Raw genomic sequence first — 20,425 nt, 5'->3', positions numbered from 1 at the left:
ATGCATCTGGATCTATTAAAAAACGGCCTTTTTAAAGTTGGCACGCATCGTGCTTTATCTAGAGTGACCCTTATTAAGCCGAGGGTCACCTAGCCAACTGACGTTGTTAGTGAATACACATTGTTCACAAGTATATACCGCCAATCACGATTATTGTGATTGGCGTTTTTTCTTTCTAGAGACCAATAATATTCACGTCGTCACCTGTCTCATCGGCTTCTCCGCACTTACTGTAACAACTAGGCTGCCTTGGACAAACGGCCCCTCTTGAGCAGATTAGCCTAGCTTGCGTTTGAATACCTCGTTCTATCCAATTGATGTTTAATATCTTAGCGATGGTTGTTAAGTCTTTTTTGATGTGGGGAGGAATGACACTACTTCCGCCGGAAGCGACACAAAGTGACTTCAGCTCTTCCGCAATAGAAACCGCATCACCACCTTGTGCAGAAATCGCAGGGTTTAAATCTATCCCCGCGCATAACACTCGGTTGTTCCCCGCAGGGTCAAATACGTTGACTGATTCACAACAGTAAATACGTGGCTCGTCGCCCACATTCAAAATCGAAATTTGCGCTGAACTGGTATCCAAAGGTTGGGCTAGACGTCTAAATACGGCCCAGTGTTGGCAAGGATCGTTCACTTTGCGCATATTACCCCAAGGAAGCGGGATGCCATTTCCACGATATACCGCTTTCAACTTGCCCGGACCATAGGCATCAAAGTAGTGCCAATGAGGGTACGGAGAAACCACGGTCATACGACGCATCGCAACGGAAGGAGAAACGCCGGCCTTTTTGTGAACATCAATTTCGTAACCGGAACGGTCAAGCAACTGACGAAATGGTACTTTGGGGCAAAGCAGGGCACCAGCAAAAAAGCTGGACTCAAAATCGCGCCAAGCTTGTAGGATATCTTGCGAGTTGAGCTCAGAGTTGGAAACTGGGCTGTCCATTTGCTCCCAGTTGTTTTGATGCCCAATAGATAAAACGTTATTCATTGCATCACTGCTATGGAGCACGCGATGGCCGATGTATACCGCCAAGTCATATTTCAATCGGGTTGGGTAGTCTCGCATTCGTTTATTGAGATAAATAGTCCCAGGTGGCTCCATGAAAGACGTAATCAACTGTTTGGCGCTGACGCCCAGTTCATCAATCACATCCTGTGGTGCTCGGTCTACCCAGCGAATATCCAACCCCATGCTTTTCGCAATATCTATCAGATCTTCTACCGATAGATTCAGGCGTTTCAAGCCGACCTCTTCGGCTGCGCGTTCTAAATCAGGAAAATGGTTTTGATGGTTCTCTTGGTGCGCACGGATCAACAAGTGGGCGAATTGACGTCCAGTAATACCTGTTTGAGACAACATCTCTGGAATCGCGATTTGGAGAATATCATTGGAGAACAAAAAGCTCGGCTCCAATGCCATACCGTTGATACCGCCACGATTCCCTTTGTTGGGTGTAATGGCTTCTAATTCCGGTTCATCATCTAAAAACCACGCAGGATCTTTTTGAAAAACTTCCGCGATTACTTCGAGCATATCAATACTCGGAACGCGTTTTCCGCGCTCTATCATCGAAAGGTAAGATACCGACGGTGCGTACTCAGGATTGATCCTTACACAGCGTGCAGATAAATCCTCCATAGTTAAATGGTTGTTTTTCCTTAGGTTGCGAATTTTCGTACCTAGAAAATGGGACTGACGAATAAGGCTTTTTGACACAGACATTTTGTAAAATTCACATTGTAAAATTTTTGTTGTGAAATTGTAGTCAATATTTCGCTAGTCTACATAATAAGCAGGCAAGGAAATTAACCATCAACTTCACAGAATTGCCTGAAACTTAAACGAAGGAATTAAGTTTTTACTCTAGGACGAGTTTTTTTAAGTGCGAGGATATGACGATGAATATGCTGAACTTCGATAAAAAAGAGATGCAACAACAACAACGCCCATTTATCGCTGAAGCTGTATTTGCCGTCGAAGCGGTAAGTGCTGAGCAGCAGAGCGAGAAGCAAGTAAAAGCGAAGCAACTACTAGACCGCATGTTCCCATTGGAGAACGGGTCGCACCAAGATGTATCAAGTTACGTAATTGATTACCGCCATGTATTGGCTTACTTCAAAGACGGCACACACAGCGGCCTGAAAAGCCCAAAACACTTTGTGGCGTATACGGGTGAGAAAGAAGATCCAAAATCGATCTTGTTTAAAGACGATTCAGGTAACCACGTAGAAGTGCTATTTGGCTGTCATAAAGGCACCGGTTGTGTGGAGTTGATGGATATTGATGACATTCAACTGGAAACACGCACTACGTTTAATCCTGAACTAACGGGTAATGCGCCGACGGCGATGCGCCACTGGATCAGCTTAATCAAAGGCGACAAAAAAGGTAAGCCGATGGCATGCAGTGAAGATAAAGAATACACTGCGAAAAACGGTGACGACTATATTCTAAGCTACTGCTACAGTGTCGATTAAGATGTGAAGCGCCAGATAAATAGACCCCGCACTCAATAGTGCGGGTTTTTTATTCTATTTCGAAAAAGTCGGTCCTATTAACCAAGCTTACATAACAAATTGATTTAAATGGGCATCACGCGGTTACGACCGAGTTGTTTTGCCTCATAAAGTTGCTTATCGGCTTTATTGACCAGAGCTTCAGGTGTATCACCCACCTCATATTCTGCTACCCCAAAAGAAGCGGTAATGCTGTGAACTTGTGTACCAGAACGCTTATCTCTGATGCGCAGTTTTTCTATCATGCGGCGTAGTGTGTCTGCATATTGGCGAGCAATTCGCAGAGATTTATTGGGCACAATTAAAGCGAACTCTTCACCACCAAAACGATACGCGCATATTCCATCTCGACAGCTTTGTTGTAGTCGACGGGCAATGGCTTTTAGTACCGTATCGCCGAAAAGGTGGCCATAATTGTCGTTAAATGACTTGAAATGGTCGATATCAAGCATGATCAAGGTCATTGCTTGATTTGATGCGATAAGCGAAGACAGATCTTTATCAAAAGCTCGACGGTTGTAAAGGTTGGATAGACCATCAAACAATGCGTCTTGCTGAACTTCAGCCAGCTGATTTTTGAGGCGAGAAATTTCTTCACTCGCATTAGTTAATTGGCTATTCAAAAACTTTGTCGAGTGACGAATTTCGTGTGACTCTGCGACAAGTTGACGAATCACCACCATCACTTCTTCAATACTTAAGCTGTTGTCTTCAACTTTTTCTAGCTTATTAAAACTTTTGTCTACCATTTCAGAAAAGGAAGAAGTATCTGAAAGTGTATCGCTCATCGAGCTGGACACTTCATGCAGCAGAACTTCTACATTGGTTCTAAGATCTTCAAGGCTAGTTTCTGCTTTACTGGCAACATAGTTGTTATAAAGCTGTTTATTGGTTGCAGGCGGGCAGATACCGTAGTTTTCTAACACCGTATCCAACTCAAAGTTGAGTTCAGGAATGGTCTTGTCAACGTAGGTATACCAAAGCGCATAGTTGGCTGGCGTGGCAGCAACATGATTTTTGATCATTAGTGGGACCGCTTTTTTCAAATTAGCGGTCGATTTTTTAAACTCGTCGGTCATTTCTGCGATGGTACTAGCAAAATGGAATTGGACTTAGATTAACGGATATTAACCGATATCGCTTTAATTTTTATCATTTTTGCATGGTTTATATAAAAAATGAGTGATTAAGACCGTTATCAATATCGCCAAATTTTAATTTTATAAAATCTTAGTATGAAACATGTGCAAACGATGTTTTGGTGTTAAGGGCTCTAAGATGACCAGCCAATTGGTTTAGTGAGATTGTCAGTAACCTAATGATCGTAAAGCCCTATTGCCCGTACAACAACGAGTGGAATAAAAGACTTAGCGCTTAGGCTATTTGCAACAAGAACGCGGGGATACCGAGTTTACAAAAAGAGGGTGCGACTTGGATAAGAAAATAGGACTGTATTGGTTCACTAATGACCTGCGTTTGCATGACAACCCGCTGTTGATAGACGCTTGTGCAGAAATGGATGAGTTAATTTGTTTGTATTGTCGCCCCTCGGTGACACCTTACTTGCAGCATTTTGCGCAGGAGACCTCTTTAGGGCGTGCGAAATTGCAGTTTCTCGAGGCATCGCTTAATGAACTTAATCAATCTTTAGCTAAATTGGGGCAACGATTATGGACGGTTGAACTGACGCCCTATCAAGCGATCAAATATGCCATCAGTCATTTCGGTATCACTCATATTTATGCTGATGCGTTTGCTGGTTCGGATGAGCAACAGGCACTAGAGTGTGCAATTGAAGGCACTCCCCATGTGAACATCAAACAGCAAGCGATCCGCACTTTGTTGCGCGAAGAACAGTTGCCATTTGAATTAAGGCAATTGCCTGCGACCTTCACGAAATTTAGAAAGCAGGTCGAAGGTTTAGACCTCTCTCAACCTCACAAGAGCGTTCATGCTTTACCGCCAGCACCTTCAGGTATGAATTTTCCTACCGCCACGACATATTACTTTGACACCAAGCCAGCATTCGATGGCGGAGAACTGAGCGGTCTTGAACATTGTCGACGCTATTTTGCTTCAAGTTTAGCGAGCGAATATAAACAGACGCGCAATGGGCTTGATGGGGTGGAGTATTCAACTAAATTTTCACCTTGGTTAGCTCATGGTTGCGTCTCTCCTACAATCATTTATGCCATGCTCAAACAATATGAGCAGAAGAACGGAGCAAATGATTCAACCTATTGGATCTATTTCGAGTTGCTGTGGCGGGAATACTTTTATTGGTACGCGAGAAAGTATCAACAGAAGTTGTTTCGATTTGGCGGTATCGCCAACCAGCCACCGCTGACCAGTTTTTATGCGCAACGCTTCAAGCAGTGGAAGAAAGGCGAGACACCTTTTCCAATCGTTAACGCATGTATGCATCAGCTTAATAATACGGGTTATATGTCTAACCGAGGGCGCCAACTGGTCGCGAGCTGTCTGGTTCATGAACTCGGACTCGACTGGCGCTACGGTGCTGCTTATTTTGAAACTCAGTTGATTGATTACGATGTCGGCTCTAATTGGGGCAACTGGCAGTATTTAGCTGGTGTTGGCGCTGACCCACGTGGCTCACGTCAGTTTAATCTAGAAAAGCAGACACAAACTTATGATCCAGATTTTTCATTTATCGACAAATGGCAGGGGAGATGCGTAGGCGTACATCTTGATAGTGTCGATATGGTGGATTGGCCGATTGCGCCAAAAAAAGAGAGCGGGAGATAACCAATGCATTACGAGACGGTTCGGCTAATTCTTGGTGACCAACTTAATAGCGAGCATTCGTGGTTTCAACGTGTAGACGACTCGGTGCTTTACCTTGTCGCTGAGTTAAAACAAGAAAATACTTATGTTACGCATCATATTCAAAAGGTGTGTGCTTTTTTCTCTGCGATGGCGAATTTTGCCAACGAGCTGCAGGAAGAAGGGCATCAAGTTTTACACCTCACGTTGGATGACACACAATCTTTCGAGGATCTTGCGCAAGCCTTACAACACTACGTGAGTGAAGTTGGTGCAAGTAAGTTTGAATATCAACGCCCCGACGAATACCGTTTACTAGAGCAGTTAGCCAAACTAAAGCTTGATGGGGTCGTGATGCGTAGCGTCGATTCGGAACACTTTTTGTTACCGTTTGAGGAAATAGAATCGCAGTTTCCTCAAGGTAAACACATCATGATGGAGCACTTTTATCGCCGTATGCGTAAGCGTTTCAACATTTTGATGCAAGACGGTAAGCCTATGGGGGGAAAGTGGAACTACGACGCCAATAACCGAAATAAACTTAAAGCAAAAGACATTGAACAGCTGCCAAAGCCATTAATGTTCAGTCATGACGTCAGTGATATTGTTGAGCGCTTAGGTCGGCACAACATTCAAACCATAGGTAAATTAAATGGTGATTTAATTTGGCCAGTAAATCGCTCTCAAAGCTTGTCTTTACTTGCGCATTTTTGTCAGGTCTGTTTGCCACTGTTTGGTCGTTTTCAAGACGCCATGACAGGTCAGCACGAGGCTAAATGGAGCTTGTATCACAGCCGGATTTCGTTCCCGCTGAACAGCAAGCTGCTGCATCCGAGAGAGGTGATTGACGCTTCACTTAAGGCATTTCATGCCAATGCCGACATAGACATTTCTCAGGTAGAAGGTTTTATTCGTCAGATCTTGGGATGGCGAGAGTACATCAGAGGCGTTTATTGGGCGAACATGCCTCATTACCCGAAAAAGAATGAACTGGAAGCGGGTAGAAAGCTGCCAGACTTCTTCTGGAACGGCGAAACCAAAATGGCCTGTATGCGAAACGCGATTGGTCAGTCTCTTGATTACGCTTACGCGCACCACATTCAGCGCTTGATGGTAACCGGTAACTTTTGTTTATTAACCGAGATCGACCCAGATCAAGTGGATGAGTGGTATCTCGGTATCTATGTTGATGCGATTGAATGGGTCGAAATGCCGAACACACGTGGCATGGCATTGTTTGCGGATGGCGGCATTGTTGGCACCAAACCTTACGCGGCGAGTGGTTCTTACATCAACAAAATGAGCGACTACTGTAAGGGTTGCCACTACGACAATAAGGCTAGGAGTGGAGAAGGCTCTTGTCCGTTCAACAGCTTATATTGGCGCTTTATGAATAAACACGACAAACGCTTAGCAACGAATCCACGAATCGGGATGATTTTCCGTTCTTGGGACAACATGGAAGAGCAGCAACGCCAAGCGATATTAGATACCGCTGAGCACTATATGGAAAACTTGGAGAGCTTGTAATGGACATACTGATCGTTGGTGGAAATGGCGGCATTGGATTGGCGATGGTTCAACAAGCGCTAGTTCGCTTTCCTCAAGCTCGCGTGCATGCCACTTATCGTAAGCATCAACCAGACTGGCAACACCCAAATGTAGCTTGGCATCAAGTGGATGTATCGCAGGACGAGCAGGTGACAGCGTTCAGTGAACAAATTGAACATGTTGATTGGTTGGTGAACTGCGTTGGTATGTTGCACACCCAAGATAAAGGTCCTGAGAAAAATCTTAGCTCGCTCGACGCAGACTTTTTTCAGCAAACCATCATGGTTAATACTTTGCCGAGTTTACTGTTGGCGAAATACTTCACGCCCAAGTTAAAACGCAGTACCAACCCCAAGTTTGCGACCATTTCGGCCAAAGTTGGCAGTATTAGTGATAATCACTTAGGCGGTTGGTACAGCTATCGTGCATCGAAAGCCGCGTTAAATATGTTCCTCAAAACCATGTCGATTGAATGGCGGAGAATGGTCAAACACGGGACTGTACTCGCTCTTCACCCAGGCACAACAGATACGGCTTTGTCGGCACCTTTTCAAGCGAATGTACCTGAAGGAAAGCTGTTTAGCCCAGAGCGTGTCGCGCGAGACTTATGGGGATTGATTGACAAAGCAACCCCGCAGGATAGCGGGGCATTTTGGGCTTATGATGGTGCCTTGTTACCTTGGTGAAGCGCTGCTTGGTCTGAGCCACGTTACCTTGGAAAATAAGGCTAGCAGTGCGACATAAAGTTTTTGTGGTTCTAACTTTTGACTGATTTGTTTCTTCGGCAGCGCTCAGAACAGTAAACGACTTCGTCCCAATTTCTTGCCCATTTCTTTCTCCAAGAAAATGGGCGATGGCAAACAGAGCAGATTTTGGTTGGTAATTGTGTTTTAAAACCTTTCATCTGGTCCTCCCCATTCGCCATCGTATGCCCTTGAAGTTGAATGAATACGAACTATTTATCAAAGAGGTACAGATACTCTTCATACCCCTGCGTTTTCATTTCACTTACCGGTACAAATTTCATTGCCGCAGAGTTCATGCAGTAGCGTAATCCTGTTGGCTTCGGACCGTCTTTAAAAACATGACCAAGGTGAGAATCACCAAACTTACTGCGAACTTCCGTTCTTGGATAAATCAGCTTGTAATCGGTTTTTTCAACGATGTAACCTGGGTTGATTGGCTTAGTGAAACTTGGCCAACCCGTCCCCGATTTGTATTTATCGGTAGAAGAAAACAACGGCTCACCAGTTACGATATCAACGTAAATCCCCGCTTCTTTGTTGTCCCAATATTCGTTGTCGAACGGACGTTCGGTGCCTTCTTCTTGTGTTACGTAGTATTGCAACTCCGTTAAGTTTGATTTGATCTCGGACTTAGCAGGCTTACTGTACTCTTTCACTTTTGATAGCAACTTTTTTTCTTCGATCAACTGACGAAGCGTTTTTGGGGTCTCTTTACGATCATCACCAAATACTTCATCCAAGTATTTATCTCGACCAGACGCATAGCGGTAATACTTATACTTTAAGCTGCTCTTTTTGTAGTAGTCTTGGTGATACTCTTCTGCGGGATAAAACTTTTCAAACTCGATCAATTCTGTTTTCAACGGTTTTGGATAGATCATCGCCTTGTCGATTTCCATTATAAACTGTTCTGCGATCTGCTTTTGCTCAGCGTTATGATAGAAAATAGCAGGGCGATACTGTGGGCCACGGTCGACAAAAGAGCCTTTATCGTCAGTAGGATCGATATGACGGAAAAAGTAGTCCAACACTTGCTCGTAACTAACCACTTTAGGATCGTACTTAACTTCGATCACTTCTATGTGACCGGATTTACCTGATGAAACTTGGCGATAAGTTGGGTTTTCAACATGACCACCAGAATAGCCTGATACGACATCGACTACGCCAGTCAACTGTTCCAAATCCGATTCTGTACACCAGAAACAGCCGCCAGCTAGTGTGGCGATTTCTGCATTATCTGAAGTCTTCATCTTATCCATCGTATCGGCGGTGCCTGCTTTACTCAAAAGTAGAAACAAGACAGGAAGTGCGAAAGAGAATCCGACCAATAACTTAGATATATTCTTCATAGCTACCTCAACGTTGTTTTCCGTAGAAAGTGTGACTGAAATAAAAAGTGTTACGTATAGAGAAAGGCAACCGAGCGAAAAAATTACAGCAATGTTGAAAATTCCGTTGCCCTTTTATGCGAGAAAGCTAAAGTATCGACACGAAATACACCGCTTGATAGGGCAACGATGTCTTCAACGAGCGATGCTAAATGAGGTAAATCATGCAAGCAGAAGTTAAATGGGTAGAAGATTTTAAGTTCCTTGGGCAATCTCAGTCGGGTCACTCCGTAGTGATGGATGGCAATGGCGGTGCAACGGCACCAAGCCCAATGGAGATGGTTGATCTATTTGTGCAGTAGGCTAAAATACTGAAAACACAGCCACTTAGCGAGTATTTCCGTGAAGCCTACAATCATTACTTATTTACGATATTCCAGTAAACAACAAGCTGATGGTCTATCAGAATATCGACAAAGTGAGATAAACAGAAAGTTCGTAGAGAAGTTTTGTGCAGAGCATGAAGTTGACTTGAATGAAGTCATTTCACTTAAAGATTTAGGCGTAAGTGCCTATCGTGGTTTGAACTTAACACTTGGTTCGTTTAGCCAAACCATCAAGAAATTTAAATCTGGCGAAATCGGTAAAAAGTTCAACGAAGATGGGGAGATTAACACTTATCTTATAGTTGAAAGCTTAGACCGTATCACTCGTACAGGTCCCTTCAAAAGCACCCAAATCTTCACTGAATTGCTCGAATATACAAACATCGTAGTTCTCGCTGATGGTGAAAAAAAGATTTATTCAAAAAAGAGCATCGATTCTACTCATGGGATGATGGATCTTTTCATGGCACTCGTATCGCTCCAACGTTCACACTCTGAATCCAGTATGAAAGAGTTTCGTTCAAGAAAGTCTTGGGAGAAGAAACGTGAAGATCTGCTTGGCTATTTCACATTACCAGAAGAAGAACGAGAAGGTTTAGAGCGCCCTAAAAATGCTACTGCGATGTGTCCGTTTTGGTTGAGAGCGAAGAAAGATGGTCGTGGTTATGAGTTCATCCCTGAAAACAAGAAAGTAATGGATTTTCTTATTGAGAAACTATTAGACGGCAACGGGATGACCAGATCTGTACGTTTACTGAATGATGAAATTGATAAGGGTACTCTGAAACCAAAACTTAAAAAGGCTAATCGAAAAACAAGGCATTTTAGAGCAGCAGCATATAGTGGATTGTTTAACTCGGAGGTATCAACAGTGAAAGGTGATTACCTTTTAACTGAATCTTACTATCCAACAGATGATGATGTTGAACAAGGTAAGTACCCTGAGAAGCATCTTGGTAAGCGTGTGCGTAAAGAAATTGCTGTCTTAAAGAATTACTATCCAGCACTCATGACTGAAAGCCAAGCTGCTTATATCCGTAGTCTGATGGGTGAAAGGCGTTCAAAAGGTACAAAACCGAACAAAGCAATTAAAAACCTCGCACAAGGCATTCTAAGATGTCCTCATTGCAACAGCACATATATAAAGGCTAAAGATAGAAAAAAAGTCTACCTAAGATGTAACCTTGCAAGAGAGGGACTGTGTAAGGCTAAGGTGATTAAGCATGAGGTGTTTGAACATAATTTGCTTCACTTTTGCAAGGGTTTGAATATTAACAAAATCATATCAAATCAAACAGGTGATATGGCTCTTGAAAGCTCTTTGAAGGAGTTCGAGCATCAAATGATCCTTTTACAGGTACAGAAATCTGAGCTTGAAGGTGATATGGCTCAACTTGTTAAAAATATCAGCAGCATCAAAATCCCATCTTTGTTAGAGAAAGTTCAAGAAGATTACTTGTCGAAAGAGAATGAGCTGAAGAGGGTCATTCAAGAAATTGATTTGGTTGAAACATCATTGATGAAGTTACAACAACAGATGTCAATGCTTGATGATGATAGTTCATTACAAGAACTTATAGATTTGACACTTGACGAAAATGCAGATGATGAAGTTAGGCAACGTTTTAATATTGAATTGAATAAAGTGGTCAAAGGAATGACTGTGTTGTATAAAGATACGGATGATAATCCATTTGATTATCATTTGATTTCAATTCAGTTTTTAGATGGTGTTCATAGATTAATACCAGTACATGAAAAATTAACTGATAAGATACACAATATCTTACCTTATCAAGATGCCGTCAAAGTAGATTCAGTTGATTTCTCCGAAACGGTTATCTTACCAACAGACTATCTTGAGGGACTTGAAAGCGGTAAGTATCCTCAATTGGATGGAATGGCGAAGTACTACCAAGAAAACCCAGCTAAATATCTGAAACTAAAACACCAAATCGACCAGTCGCAAGAGATCTACCAGTAAAATTTTAACTGCGTGAAGCAAAGGGATTGTTGGAGTAATGCTCCTTCAATTCTTTGTATCTAACTGATAGGAAAGGGAATTATAGAATTGCTTTAAAAACTTAAAAATAAACCTTGACAATTTCATGAAAATAATTATTGACATTTCATTCTGGTTAATGTTACTATTCTCACCGTTGAAAGAGCTAATCACTTTTTCCTCCTCTCAAAATTGATAGTCGTGGTGCGCCACTTCTACCACCAAAATATTAAGCAAGAACGGCTTGTCTGCAATGTGCAGATTCATGTTCAACAATCTAAAAGCACTCTTTCCGCAATGATCATTGTTCGCTTTGCTTATTCAAAGTGCAGGGATAGATCTATCTGCTGAATCAGAACACCCTTTTGATTGTTGTCATACCGCCCTCTTATTGCTTGCTGAAAACCTGTATCGCTGTACATCTCTTGTCAGTGATAGCGGTTCTCACCACACATAAAGCACAAACTTAATATTTACACCCCACTGGGTGGGGCTGTTTACACCTTAAATTAATTGATAAATAAGAGAGGAATTAATGAAACATTCAATTTACAAAACATGTTTGGACAATTTTAAATCTTCAGCAAAAGGTAAAAGATTTTTAAGAGAGTATTTTGGTAAAAAACAAGTGACACATGAGGATTTTTTCGAGTTATGTATCGATAGTGCCATTAATTTTAATAAAGAGACAGTTGGTTCTTTAGTTCTTATGAAAGAAGAGAGTGAGTGGTCAAAAATAGGATTCCCTACCATTTTTATTGATAATTTAGAAGTGTTGCACACGCTGAAAGTCGCAAGGTTTTCATTTAAAAGTGACAGCATACAAAGACCATTCGATACATTTTCAATTTCCTTCCCTGAAGGTACGTACATTGAAGGTCAAGAAGTTAAAAACTGCTTGGTATCAATTCGAAGTAAACGAGAGTGGTTCGATGTTTTTAGTGGAGGTGAAGCACATACAACTTGTGTCAAAGATCGGAAGGCAGAATCTAATGATGAAGATGATCAGATACTTAAAATCTCATATTCCATTGATGGAGATAATATTATGGAGCAACGGTTACTTCTTTCTGACATTGAAGAAATAGATTTTGATGAGCAGGAACTCAGTCATTGGGATAGATTGGCAAAGCAGATGGTAAAGATTGTTATATCACTTTGCATCTATAACTCAGCAACAGAAGGTAAAAAGCTGGTTGCTGGCTTTCCTAAATCGGCACTTAAATTACCAAAAGGTTCATCAAAACTCAGATATAAAGGTTCGACTTTATTTGGAAATAATAAAAATCATCAAAATAATAATTCAACAAGAAAGATAAAGTATCGAGTTCCTTTTTACCGAAACCTCAGAGCAAAAAGATATTATCAAGGTGAATATAAAGACCTCCAGCAAGGAAGTAGATGGGTATTGGTAAAAGAAATAGATTTAACAAATAATCTCCAAACATTAATTAACTAAAGGCATATTATTAAGTATTTACGCCCACTGGGTGGGGCTTTTTACACCCTAAATTTATAAAAAACACAAGAGGACTGATTATGAAAAAAGAAAATATTGATATATCAACAATGGCACAGCATGAGTTAGAGGTATTGAAGAGAGAAGATTCACAGTATCTATTTGAGCAAACGGCTTTGTTCTTCAAGACCGATAAACCAGTGACTCGTTCAGTGGTCGTAGCAATGATTTCGCTGAATGTTACAGATTTTGAATGTTTGCATTTGGAGCGCTTGGATTTAACTGATTTAGATCTACGTGGCGTTAACTTCTGCGGTTCAGTGATTAAGAACTGTGATTTTAGTGGTGCTGATTTGTCTAACGCCACTTTTGAGTATACCGAAATCAAAGACTGCGATTTTACCGATGCGTTGTTTATTCAGACGTTTATGTATTCAGCATCATTCAAGCAGTGTGATTTTGAAGGAGTAAATCTTCTGTATGCAAGGGAGCGAGCTGATGGGTTTGAAGACAACAATATCAATGTGAATGTAGGTTTCCCTCAGAAAGCAATCGCAATCAATGTAGATAACACTGTCGATGCAGATATTGCGTCAAACGCTATGTTGAAGCTGATCTCTTACCTGATGTGTCAAGGTTTTAAAAATAGATCTCAGTTAATCAGACTTTGTGAGCTGTTCATCAAACCAAAGGTAAATAACGTGATCTCAGAAGCAGCGTATCTGCCGCTTTTTGAAACGACTTATGACTATGTTACCCAACAACAAACAAACCAATAGGAGGGTGAGAGATGTGTAATTACAACAAATTACCTTTCGATGAGTTAGTCGATGTAACAAGTGAGCCAAGTTGCTGGCGCTGCGGTTCAAATGATTACAGTGCGGGTGAAACAGAGTGCCATGGTGATTATCTGAATCAAGATGTTGAGTGTAATGACTGTTACTCAACGTGGCAGTTAGTCTATGAAATTAAACAAGTTTATGTTCCGCAACAATAGGAGATGATATGGAATTAGTGACAAGTATTGAGCAAAAATCTCAAGCGATTATTGAGCAGAAATATTTGAGAAAAATCGAAGAGCATAGCCAATGTGATACGTTGGTGGTTGAGCGTGTCGCTAACGATTTAAGTGTCACGCATAAAACGATGATGTTCTCTATGCTACCAAAATACACAAGAGTGAAGGTGATTGAGAGTTTGATGTTCCATGACGCTTTAACTTTCGATCATATAGGAATGGTTGAGCATGAATTGCAAAACACCAGTGATGAGTGTGAACTTGATGACATGGATTTGTGTACCTATCACCGTGATGTAATGGCTTCTCTCAGCTCTTGTAGTAAGGAGGTGAAATGAACCTATATATTGTTGAGTCACAGTTTGAACAAATTGCAGATGAATGCATTGACTATAAAGCGGATCAGCCAATCTACATCTTATCAGGTGATGCTGAAATGTTGGAAGGTTATGGTGAGGTCGAGATTATCTCTGTAGAAGAACTATTCGTAACTTTATGTCACTTACCTACATTTAATTTTGACTGTGAAAAAATGGTCAATTTTTTTGAAAGAGTGGATGGTTATGCTGGCGATTTTGTTATGCACGATCAAGCACTCTATTTAGAAATATATAAAGAAGATGGTCTACGTCCTATAGTGATCGATCTCGTTAACAATTGGTACAATGAGGTGGTTTATTCTGTAAAAGCTTCTGATGGTAAAACATATTGTATTGATGCAGATTTAAATGATGCACTGAGTGTTGTTGCTTGTATGCAGCTGGATCTAAAAGCATTAATGAGAAGGTATGTATTTGGGTGGAGCGATGCATATTCAAACTGGTTACAGACAGGTGATGATGATTATTTAGCCCCTTTGGATCAGCTTATTGAGTTGGAACTTAGTCGATTGACGTTTGATGATATTGCAGAAAAAATATTGCCATTACATCAACTTCCCGATTCCTATTTTCATGTGGATCTGTATGAGTATGAGGATTTAGAGCAATTTGTCATGAACAAGAATTACTCATCTTTGGCTAATAGTCTTCTTACTGACGGATTGAATGGACTGCTGCCTTAATGAATGTTCAAAGATATAGGTATTAAATATGTATCGTATCAGTTATTTACGCACATAGAAGACCGCATCAAGCGGTCTTTTTGTTATATCGTCAATCGTCTTTTCGGCTGTTCCGTCTTTAAACGCGCCATTTCGACTTTCTTTTTGTCTGCCTGTATCAATTCATCTACCTTGCGAGAAAGTGGCTTAGAAGCGCTACTATCGAACTTATAACGCAAGTTTTCCTCGGTAACAAGTTCCAGACCGTTCTCAATCTCACGCAAACCAGTGATGTGCTTCCCTACCAGCTGTGTAAATTGCTCGTCAAACTCTGCTTCTTCAGCAATATAGCACTGTAGAAAAAATTGAGATTGATCTGTTAAATCAATTCTTTGTGTCTCTTGCTCTAATTTCAGCGTGTGGCATTGCACTTTTTCAGTGATGTAGTTCTGCGCTTCTTTTGCTTGTTTGCAGACAGATAGCAACGCTTTCTTTTGATCAGCAAACTGCTGAGTCCAGCTTTCAAGATAAGCAGCATGGGAATTGAACGTTTCTAACCCTTGGTCAAGACACATAAATAGCGTTGCTGTTTCAGCGATCAATTCTTCTTTAGCATAGGCTTGAGAGCCAAATGGATTGCCTAACTTTCTGTCTAAACCCAATCTTGAAGGGTGACCAGTGCTGTGACTCAGTTCGTGAAGAATGACCGCAAATCTCGCCTTGTCGCTTTTGAACTTATCTCGTGGTGGTATCACGATATGGTCTTCTTTGACGCTGTAGTATGCTCGATCTTCGTCTTTCTCAATGACTGGAACTCCCATAGCATCGATGATTAACTGCGCTTTTTGAACAAAAACAGAATCTTGCTCTGCTTCGCTCATGACGTGGCTGGCTAACACTTCTTGTTTGGCAAAGTATGGCTGTTCGTCAATATATGATTGAGGCAGTAAATGTTTGATTTTCTCTATCGGAAAAACACGATAGCCACGCAGTCCACGTCTTGATTCAAACCCTTTGTCTTTCATTTCTTTAAAGCTCATACCCTTAGTCAGTTTTTCGAACTGTGCCTTGCTGATTTTCTCTCCGTCTTTAGCGTAATTTTCCAGATATTTCACCACGATATTTTCCAGTTTTATACCTTTTAATGGCTTGTCAGGGTCAAAATCATCCGACTTTTCGGGTAGTTGCTCTTTATGCTTTTCAAGTAGTTCAGACGCTTGCTTGAAGGTACTGTAAATCGGAACTTTAGTTGCGTATTTCTGCTGTGCTTCTAACAACATGATGATGTTGATTCCGTTGTACTCGTTGCCGAAAAAATTGATTGGTAAAGCATTTAAGGTTGAACGGTAGAAACTCACTTCAACCTCACTGTCAGAACTTGGCTTCTCGCCTTTAGGCTTAGAGAAAAAGTCGAATAATCGATCTAATACTTGGTCTTGCTGGCTTTTTTTGTTCTTAGTGCTGCCAGTAGCACTCGATTTGGATTTACTCATAAATAACTCCTTTTTTGATGAGCTTATTTATGTGTTACCACGCTTTTAAATATCTCCAACTTACTGAAAATATTGACGGTTGGTTTTTCTTTTAGGTATTGGGTTTTTGCTTTTTTGGTGCTTGGGAAAATGATCAAACTCTTGTTAAAAGCTCGATTTGTGGTATGCCATTTAGTAACGAATGGAGGAAATAGGATGAGAAATGCGTATACCCAATTGATGATACAAAAGAGCAAATTGCTGCTTGAGCAACGTCCTGAGTTATTCGAACAATACGTTGCTTTTGCCAAAACTACTGAAGGGGCGGGTGATAAGAATATTGTGGCTGGCTTGTTACAGTATTTCTATGAGAAAGACTTACTAAGACCAGAGCTAATTCTGGAAGAACGCAGCCCGTTTGCAGCTCAAATGCTCTTTAGTTTTGAGCAATATGACTTGTTTAAAGCGATGCTGATGGAGTATCAAGATCACGAGCAGATTGGTTTGTATCTGGTTGATAATGGCTTTGACTTGCCCGACTGGGTGTTTGACTCGTTTAATCAGTCAATGCCTTTAAACCCACAGAGAATGGCTGAGATTAAGCAGAATTACCCAGCAAACCAAGTTGTGATTGGTTCAAGTGTTGATGTCCCAGAAGGGTTCTATTTTTCAGATAAGATTCTGGCGAGTTTTAATGGTGAAGCTTTGCCTGTTGTGGATTTTGATGTGTTAGAAGAGTCTAAAGGTGCAAATGAAATTCTCTCGCTGGATGCTCTTCTTCAGTTGCAGTGTAGCTCCACGATTTCCACTGCTGACCACGGAACGATGATCAAGATGTATTTTGACTTAAAGCAACAGAAAGAGTGGTTAAATGGCTATCTTGAACAGTATGGAGATACAGCACATCGTGAGAGTGTTTATTATCACAACGGCAAACCTAAACTTCTTGCTTCAAGTCTTACGGCTAATAGTGTTCTGTTGGGGAACAATCCCAGTGTGGATGAATTAATTAACTCCTTTTTGGTGGTGAAAGACAAACACATCCACTCTTTCCCGTATCAAGAATTGAGCCTTGAAAATCTGTGTTTGGCATTAGAGATTATCAAACAAGATGAGTTGTTTGATTTGGAAAAGATCACGGTGGGAGAAAAGATCGATCAGCGTATCAAACTGGTAGTGCAGCAAGTTTGTTTCCCTGAAAAGGTATTGGTTCAAACGCAAAACAACCCGTTTGAAGGTGTTGAATTGGAAGTTGATCAACCATTGCCAAGTGATGAGCCAGATTATGAAGAACAGATCATTGCTGAATTAAGAAGGGAAGTCCAAGAGGGGTTATTTGAAGAGCCAGCGATCGCGAAGCGTAAAGTTAAACGCTCTAAGGGATTGCGACTATGACCAAAAATGAGTTATTAACACTGAGCTTTTTCAGTCATTTGTTTGATAGTGATTTTGAAACAATACCGTCAGCACAAGACGACTATTCCGCATTTGAAAATGCCTATCTTGATTTAAATGAACCATTTGTCTCGTCGATGTTTGAGCGCTTGAATCTGGTTCTGGTTGAAGCGGTTCAAGAGTCGAAAAGGGATAAAGTAGGTGAAGCAGTGCAAGCGGTTAAACAATCTTTTCTGACTTGCCAATTTCAATGCCAGAATGAACCTTATTCTTTCTGGTATGGTTTTGGTGCTACTGATTGTAATGAAAAATTAGAGTTGATTCTGGCGAATCCATCGGTGGCACAGCTTTATGTTGAGTGTGAGAAAGCCATTGATAAACTGTTCTTCTTCGAACAATCTAAGCAAAGTAAAACAAAGCCTCGATTGAGGCTTCGTTAACCGTTCTGTGTGGCTATGGCCTGCGATAAACATGCTTTAATGACGTAAATCTCAGGAAAGGTGAGACGCAAGTTGTAGATTTTAAAGCACGGTGTGCAATGCTGGAATATTTGCCCAAAACTCATGGCTTCCATTACCAGTGCTTCAAAGTCTCGATCTACTTGATACTGATAAAACCTACGAAATCCTTTCGCCATTCTGTCAGTGGCTTCTTGATAATCCGTTTCATCAGCATAGTGCAACGCTGTAAGTAGCTGCGATACATCTTTAAAAGCGATACCGACAGCAGCCAGCTCTTGCTTAAATCTTTGCCATAGTCCGGTATTGCAACGGGCGTATTGAATAGCGGTAAGCAGATCATCAGCATAAATGCTTTTCGCTATGTGAAAGCGTGAATGTCTTTCAAGCATTGCTTCATACAGCTCAGTAATACCATATGCTTTGCTTGGGTTAATACCTGTTGCAAGGTGAAACTCTTGCGTCAACTGTCGATAGAAGTGCTGTTGTGCTTTATGGTACGTTTTAAACTGCTTGATGTTGCTGTGGTTGCGCTGTTGTTTTGCTATAATCAACCAGTATTGCCTCATGCCTGTGATATACACCAACTTTTTGTACTGCTGCAAAAAGGCTCCATAGTCATAGTTTGATAGTAGGCAAATATCTACAATCGTCAGGTTGGAAGTGTAATTATTCAGTTGATTAATTATGGATTTCATCATTGACCACCCTGAGTTTTTCTCTTTATGAAACCCGCAATTTTCTTCTGTTCGGTTTTGTCATGATACCCCAGTAAACACTGGTATTTTTTTACCAACGGTTTGAAAAAGTCGACTAAGAAGAGACGATCGGCTTCGCTGACCTGTTCTGCCTCGACCAACGCCTGTTGATAGGCTGGCAAACGCACAATATCCATTTGCTGTTTGGCTCTGAAAAACTGGCGATTGAAGCTCTGTTTGGAGATGCCTTGTTTGCACAGTTCTTGCTCAAATAACACTTCAAAATCGCTTTGGTTCGCAATCAAATCGATTACGCCTTTTAACTCACTCCTGTTTAGCTGATCTTCGATCTGCTCAATGCTCCAATTCATAAACTCTCCTTGTTTTAACGGTTACTTATTGGCTTACCACAGACAGGGTTATTTGCAATATTTCGCTGGCGTGATAAGACGGTTATGTACCCAAAACATAAGGAGTGTGTATGAATAAAGAAGCGTTTTTAGACGAAATTGAAGAGTTAGAAAAGCGAGAGGATTACCGTGGTCTTGTCGTAAAAATTGAAGAGAGTGAGCCGAAAAATTGGTCGATTTTGGTCGAGAAATATCCTGAAAAACTCGAAGAAGCACAGTCGTTATCGTCAGTTCAGCAAAGAGTTAAAATCACGCTGTTCCAGCTTGAGAAACTGGCTGAAAAATACATAGAAAAACACGAACTTCGTGTTGAAATAAGAGCGAATCAGAAAGAGGTCGATCGCCTACGTTCAAGAGTATTATCAAACAAAGACAGATTGTTTGATTTTAACTCTGCGACACCGTTTCCGAGCCGTTGTACCTTCGCTGTCACTAAGTCGTTTTTGAAAGGTTGTCGTGACTATCTCCATACCGATTGGAGAGCAGAATTTTCTGATGATTTGCTGCGCTTTGAAGGACAAACACTACTCCTCGAATCTCAGCAAGGAAATCTGACAAAGTGCCTAAATGAAAAAGGGAAAAAGATTAAATTACACCCTCAAACACTCTCAGGGCTCATGTTCATCATCAACCACCACTGTGATACTCGTTATTGGTTGAAAATGGAAATGCCGCAAGAAATGAGCTGGGCACTGGAGCAAGGAGCGAAACGAGAACTCAGGGAAATTGTTTCATCTCTTGATACTGACCCACAAGTTAAGCGCTTGTTTTATCGCTGTGATTTTGAAGTGAGTTTAAAGCAATTCTGTAAAGCTCTGATTGAAGCGATTCAGCATATTCACACTTACAACCATTTGCTTGATGACCTTAGTGTTGATAAGAACAAGGATGTTGCCTTACGTGCCGTTTCAGATGCGCTTGATGCGATTGGTTGGGATCAGATCATGCTGGCAGAAGACCGCTTGGAAGCGTTGTCTTTGTTTAAGGAATGGGGGGATTTAATAACCAGAATGCTCAGTCATTACTTGAGGTATTATCATACGGAATGCCTAAAAAATTCGATGTTTGAGTTGGCAGAGTATTCGACAGCCAAGCCCAAAAAAAGGTGAGCCATTTGTGCTCACCTTGTCATTTGAATTAAAAAAAT

The 20,425-nt window shown here is 41.2% G+C and carries 20 protein-coding genes and 1 pseudogene; 14 read left to right on the top strand and 7 right to left on the bottom strand.

The window, feature by feature from the left end; all coding sequences use genetic code 11:
* Window positions 1–175 precede the first annotated feature (175 nt).
* Entirely contained in the window at window positions 176–1,732 is a 1,557-nt protein-coding gene (locus NL643_RS14980; protein WP_080955914.1) for a DUF3612 domain-containing protein, read from the bottom strand.
* Window positions 1,733–1,908: 176 nt separating this feature from the next.
* Here NL643_RS14980 and NL643_RS14975 point away from each other — a divergent pair, with 176 nt between their 5' ends.
* Window positions 1,909–2,487 carry a malate synthase gene (locus NL643_RS14975; protein WP_005393653.1) on the top strand — a complete coding sequence of 193 codons (579 nt, stop codon included), beginning with the start codon at window positions 1,909–1,911 and terminating at the stop codon, window positions 2,485–2,487.
* Between the two features lie 104 nt (window positions 2,488–2,591).
* On the opposite strand, the gene NL643_RS14970 is transcribed toward NL643_RS14975, so the two are convergent.
* Complete coding sequence (locus tag NL643_RS14970; protein ID WP_005393654.1) at window positions 2,592–3,605, bottom strand: GGDEF domain-containing protein; 1,014 nt, start codon at window positions 3,603–3,605, stop codon at window positions 2,592–2,594.
* 352 nt (window positions 3,606–3,957) lie between these two features.
* Here NL643_RS14970 and NL643_RS14965 point away from each other — a divergent pair, with 352 nt between their 5' ends.
* Genes NL643_RS14965 through NL643_RS14955 form a run of 3 tightly spaced genes read left to right on the top strand, consistent with a single transcriptional unit; the run spans window position 3,958 to window position 7,547 of the window.
* The gene (locus tag NL643_RS14965) at window positions 3,958–5,292 is read left to right on the top strand and encodes a DASH family cryptochrome (RefSeq protein ID WP_150917167.1); all 1,335 of its coding nucleotides are present in this window, start codon (window positions 3,958–3,960) and stop codon (window positions 5,290–5,292) included.
* A 3-nt stretch (window positions 5,293–5,295) separates the two neighbouring features.
* Window positions 5,296–6,840, top strand: coding sequence for a cryptochrome/photolyase family protein (locus NL643_RS14960; RefSeq protein WP_253644718.1), 1,545 nt, complete (start codon window positions 5,296–5,298; stop codon window positions 6,838–6,840).
* Entirely contained in the window at window positions 6,840–7,547 is a 708-nt protein-coding gene (locus NL643_RS14955) for an SDR family oxidoreductase (RefSeq protein ID WP_048624688.1), read from the top strand. Before NL643_RS14960 ends, NL643_RS14955 begins: the two co-directional genes overlap by 1 nt.
* Before the next feature lie 71 nt (window positions 7,548–7,618).
* Here NL643_RS14955 and NL643_RS14950 read toward each other — a convergent pair whose 3' ends face one another.
* Together NL643_RS14950 and msrB are read right to left on the bottom strand one after the other, a co-directional pair.
* On the bottom strand, window positions 7,619–7,765 hold the full coding sequence (locus tag NL643_RS14950; protein WP_074189751.1) for a DUF2256 domain-containing protein: 147 nt from the start codon (window positions 7,763–7,765) through the stop codon (window positions 7,619–7,621).
* 51 nt (window positions 7,766–7,816) lie between these two features.
* Window positions 7,817–8,959, bottom strand: a complete 1,143-nt coding sequence (gene msrB, locus NL643_RS14945) for a peptide-methionine (R)-S-oxide reductase MsrB (RefSeq protein WP_150917163.1) — start codon at window positions 8,957–8,959, stop codon at window positions 7,817–7,819.
* A gap of 203 nt (window positions 8,960–9,162) precedes the next feature.
* Here msrB and NL643_RS14940 point away from each other — a divergent pair.
* The 7 genes and pseudogenes from NL643_RS14940 to NL643_RS14910 form a co-directional block, all read left to right on the top strand.
* Window positions 9,163–9,282: pseudogene (locus NL643_RS14940) on the top strand (osmotically inducible protein OsmC); the annotation flags it as partial.
* Window positions 9,283–9,340: 58 nt separating this feature from the next.
* Window positions 9,341–11,308 (top strand): recombinase family protein, encoded by a 1,968-nt coding sequence (locus tag NL643_RS14935; protein ID WP_253644717.1) that lies wholly within the window; start codon window positions 9,341–9,343, stop codon window positions 11,306–11,308.
* A gap of 553 nt (window positions 11,309–11,861) precedes the next feature.
* On the top strand, window positions 11,862–12,785 hold the full coding sequence (locus tag NL643_RS14930; RefSeq protein WP_253644716.1) for a hypothetical protein: 924 nt from the start codon (window positions 11,862–11,864) through the stop codon (window positions 12,783–12,785).
* A gap of 80 nt (window positions 12,786–12,865) precedes the next feature.
* Window positions 12,866–13,564 carry a pentapeptide repeat-containing protein gene (locus tag NL643_RS14925; protein ID WP_253644715.1) on the top strand — a complete coding sequence of 233 codons (699 nt, stop codon included), beginning with the start codon at window positions 12,866–12,868 and terminating at the stop codon, window positions 13,562–13,564.
* 11 nt (window positions 13,565–13,575) lie between these two features.
* Window positions 13,576–13,782, top strand: a complete 207-nt coding sequence (locus tag NL643_RS14920; RefSeq protein WP_253644714.1) for a hypothetical protein — start codon at window positions 13,576–13,578, stop codon at window positions 13,780–13,782.
* 8 nt (window positions 13,783–13,790) lie between these two features.
* Window positions 13,791–14,141 (top strand): hypothetical protein, encoded by a 351-nt coding sequence (locus NL643_RS14915; protein WP_253644713.1) that lies wholly within the window; start codon window positions 13,791–13,793, stop codon window positions 14,139–14,141.
* Complete coding sequence (locus NL643_RS14910) at window positions 14,138–14,866, top strand: hypothetical protein (RefSeq protein ID WP_025612746.1); 729 nt, start codon at window positions 14,138–14,140, stop codon at window positions 14,864–14,866. Before NL643_RS14915 ends, NL643_RS14910 begins: the two co-directional genes overlap by 4 nt.
* Window positions 14,867–14,949: 83 nt before the next feature.
* On the opposite strand, the gene NL643_RS14905 is transcribed toward NL643_RS14910, so the two are convergent.
* On the bottom strand, window positions 14,950–16,338 hold the full coding sequence (locus NL643_RS14905) for a zincin-like metallopeptidase domain-containing protein (RefSeq protein ID WP_253644712.1): 1,389 nt from the start codon (window positions 16,336–16,338) through the stop codon (window positions 14,950–14,952).
* Window positions 16,339–16,410: 72 nt separating this feature from the next.
* Between NL643_RS14905 and NL643_RS14900 the strand changes: the two genes are divergently transcribed.
* Both NL643_RS14900 and NL643_RS14895 read left to right on the top strand, forming a co-directional pair.
* Window positions 16,411–17,712: a hypothetical protein gene (locus NL643_RS14900; RefSeq protein ID WP_253644711.1), complete on the top strand. Its 1,302-nt coding sequence runs from the start codon at window positions 16,411–16,413 to the stop codon at window positions 17,710–17,712.
* Window positions 17,709–18,152, top strand: a complete 444-nt coding sequence (locus NL643_RS14895) for a hypothetical protein (RefSeq protein ID WP_253644710.1) — start codon at window positions 17,709–17,711, stop codon at window positions 18,150–18,152. The genes NL643_RS14900 and NL643_RS14895 overlap by 4 nt, the downstream gene beginning before the upstream one ends.
* On the opposite strand, the gene NL643_RS14890 is transcribed toward NL643_RS14895, so the two are convergent.
* Together NL643_RS14890 and NL643_RS14885 are read right to left on the bottom strand one after the other, a co-directional pair.
* Window positions 18,149–18,871, bottom strand: coding sequence for a hypothetical protein (locus NL643_RS14890; protein ID WP_253644709.1), 723 nt, complete (start codon window positions 18,869–18,871; stop codon window positions 18,149–18,151). The genes NL643_RS14895 and NL643_RS14890 overlap by 4 nt on opposite strands.
* Entirely contained in the window at window positions 18,868–19,239 is a 372-nt protein-coding gene (locus NL643_RS14885) for a hypothetical protein (protein WP_104975195.1), read from the bottom strand. The genes NL643_RS14890 and NL643_RS14885 overlap by 4 nt, the downstream gene beginning before the upstream one ends.
* A gap of 110 nt (window positions 19,240–19,349) precedes the next feature.
* On the opposite strand from NL643_RS14885, the gene NL643_RS14880 reads away from it, so the two are divergent.
* Entirely contained in the window at window positions 19,350–20,387 is a 1,038-nt protein-coding gene (locus NL643_RS14880; protein ID WP_253644708.1) for a hypothetical protein, read from the top strand.
* Window positions 20,388–20,425: the final 38 nt, after the last annotated feature.

Origin of the sequence: Vibrio sp. Y42_MX_L11, from assembly GCF_024181785.1 — a bacterium.
GTDB classification, from domain to species: domain Bacteria; phylum Pseudomonadota; class Gammaproteobacteria; order Enterobacterales; family Vibrionaceae; genus Vibrio; species Vibrio diabolicus.
Note: the sequence above shows the minus strand (reverse complement) of the source record. Positions and strands in the feature narration are given on the sequence as shown.

Excerpts from the sequence above, each read along its gene's own strand:
- NL643_RS14885 (WP_104975195.1), bottom strand. The coding sequence starts at position 19,239 with ATGAATTGGAGCATTGAGCAGATCGAAGATCAGCTAAACAGGAGTGAG.
- NL643_RS14960 (WP_253644718.1), top strand. The coding sequence starts at position 5,296 with ATGCATTACGAGACGGTTCGGCTAATTCTTGGTGACCAACTTAATAGC.
- NL643_RS14920 (WP_253644714.1), top strand. The coding sequence starts at position 13,576 with ATGTGTAATTACAACAAATTACCTTTCGATGAGTTAGTCGATGTAACA.
- NL643_RS14980 (WP_080955914.1), bottom strand. The coding sequence starts at position 1,732 with ATGTCTGTGTCAAAAAGCCTTATTCGTCAGTCCCATTTTCTAGGTACG.
- NL643_RS14910 (WP_025612746.1), top strand. The coding sequence starts at position 14,138 with ATGAACCTATATATTGTTGAGTCACAGTTTGAACAAATTGCAGATGAA.
- NL643_RS14970 (WP_005393654.1), bottom strand. The coding sequence starts at position 3,605 with ATGACCGACGAGTTTAAAAAATCGACCGCTAATTTGAAAAAAGCGGTC.
- NL643_RS14925 (WP_253644715.1), top strand. The coding sequence starts at position 12,866 with ATGAAAAAAGAAAATATTGATATATCAACAATGGCACAGCATGAGTTA.
- NL643_RS14950 (WP_074189751.1), bottom strand. The coding sequence starts at position 7,765 with ATGAAAGGTTTTAAAACACAATTACCAACCAAAATCTGCTCTGTTTGC.
- NL643_RS14930 (WP_253644716.1), top strand. The coding sequence starts at position 11,862 with ATGAAACATTCAATTTACAAAACATGTTTGGACAATTTTAAATCTTCA.
- NL643_RS14905 (WP_253644712.1), bottom strand. The coding sequence starts at position 16,338 with ATGAGTAAATCCAAATCGAGTGCTACTGGCAGCACTAAGAACAAAAAA.
- NL643_RS14975 (WP_005393653.1), top strand. The coding sequence starts at position 1,909 with ATGAATATGCTGAACTTCGATAAAAAAGAGATGCAACAACAACAACGC.
- NL643_RS14895 (WP_253644710.1), top strand. The coding sequence starts at position 17,709 with ATGACCAAAAATGAGTTATTAACACTGAGCTTTTTCAGTCATTTGTTT.
- NL643_RS14880 (WP_253644708.1), top strand. The coding sequence starts at position 19,350 with ATGAATAAAGAAGCGTTTTTAGACGAAATTGAAGAGTTAGAAAAGCGA.
- NL643_RS14890 (WP_253644709.1), bottom strand. The coding sequence starts at position 18,871 with ATGATGAAATCCATAATTAATCAACTGAATAATTACACTTCCAACCTG.
- msrB (WP_150917163.1), bottom strand. The coding sequence starts at position 8,959 with ATGAAGAATATATCTAAGTTATTGGTCGGATTCTCTTTCGCACTTCCT.
- NL643_RS14915 (WP_253644713.1), top strand. The coding sequence starts at position 13,791 with ATGGAATTAGTGACAAGTATTGAGCAAAAATCTCAAGCGATTATTGAG.
- NL643_RS14955 (WP_048624688.1), top strand. The coding sequence starts at position 6,840 with ATGGACATACTGATCGTTGGTGGAAATGGCGGCATTGGATTGGCGATG.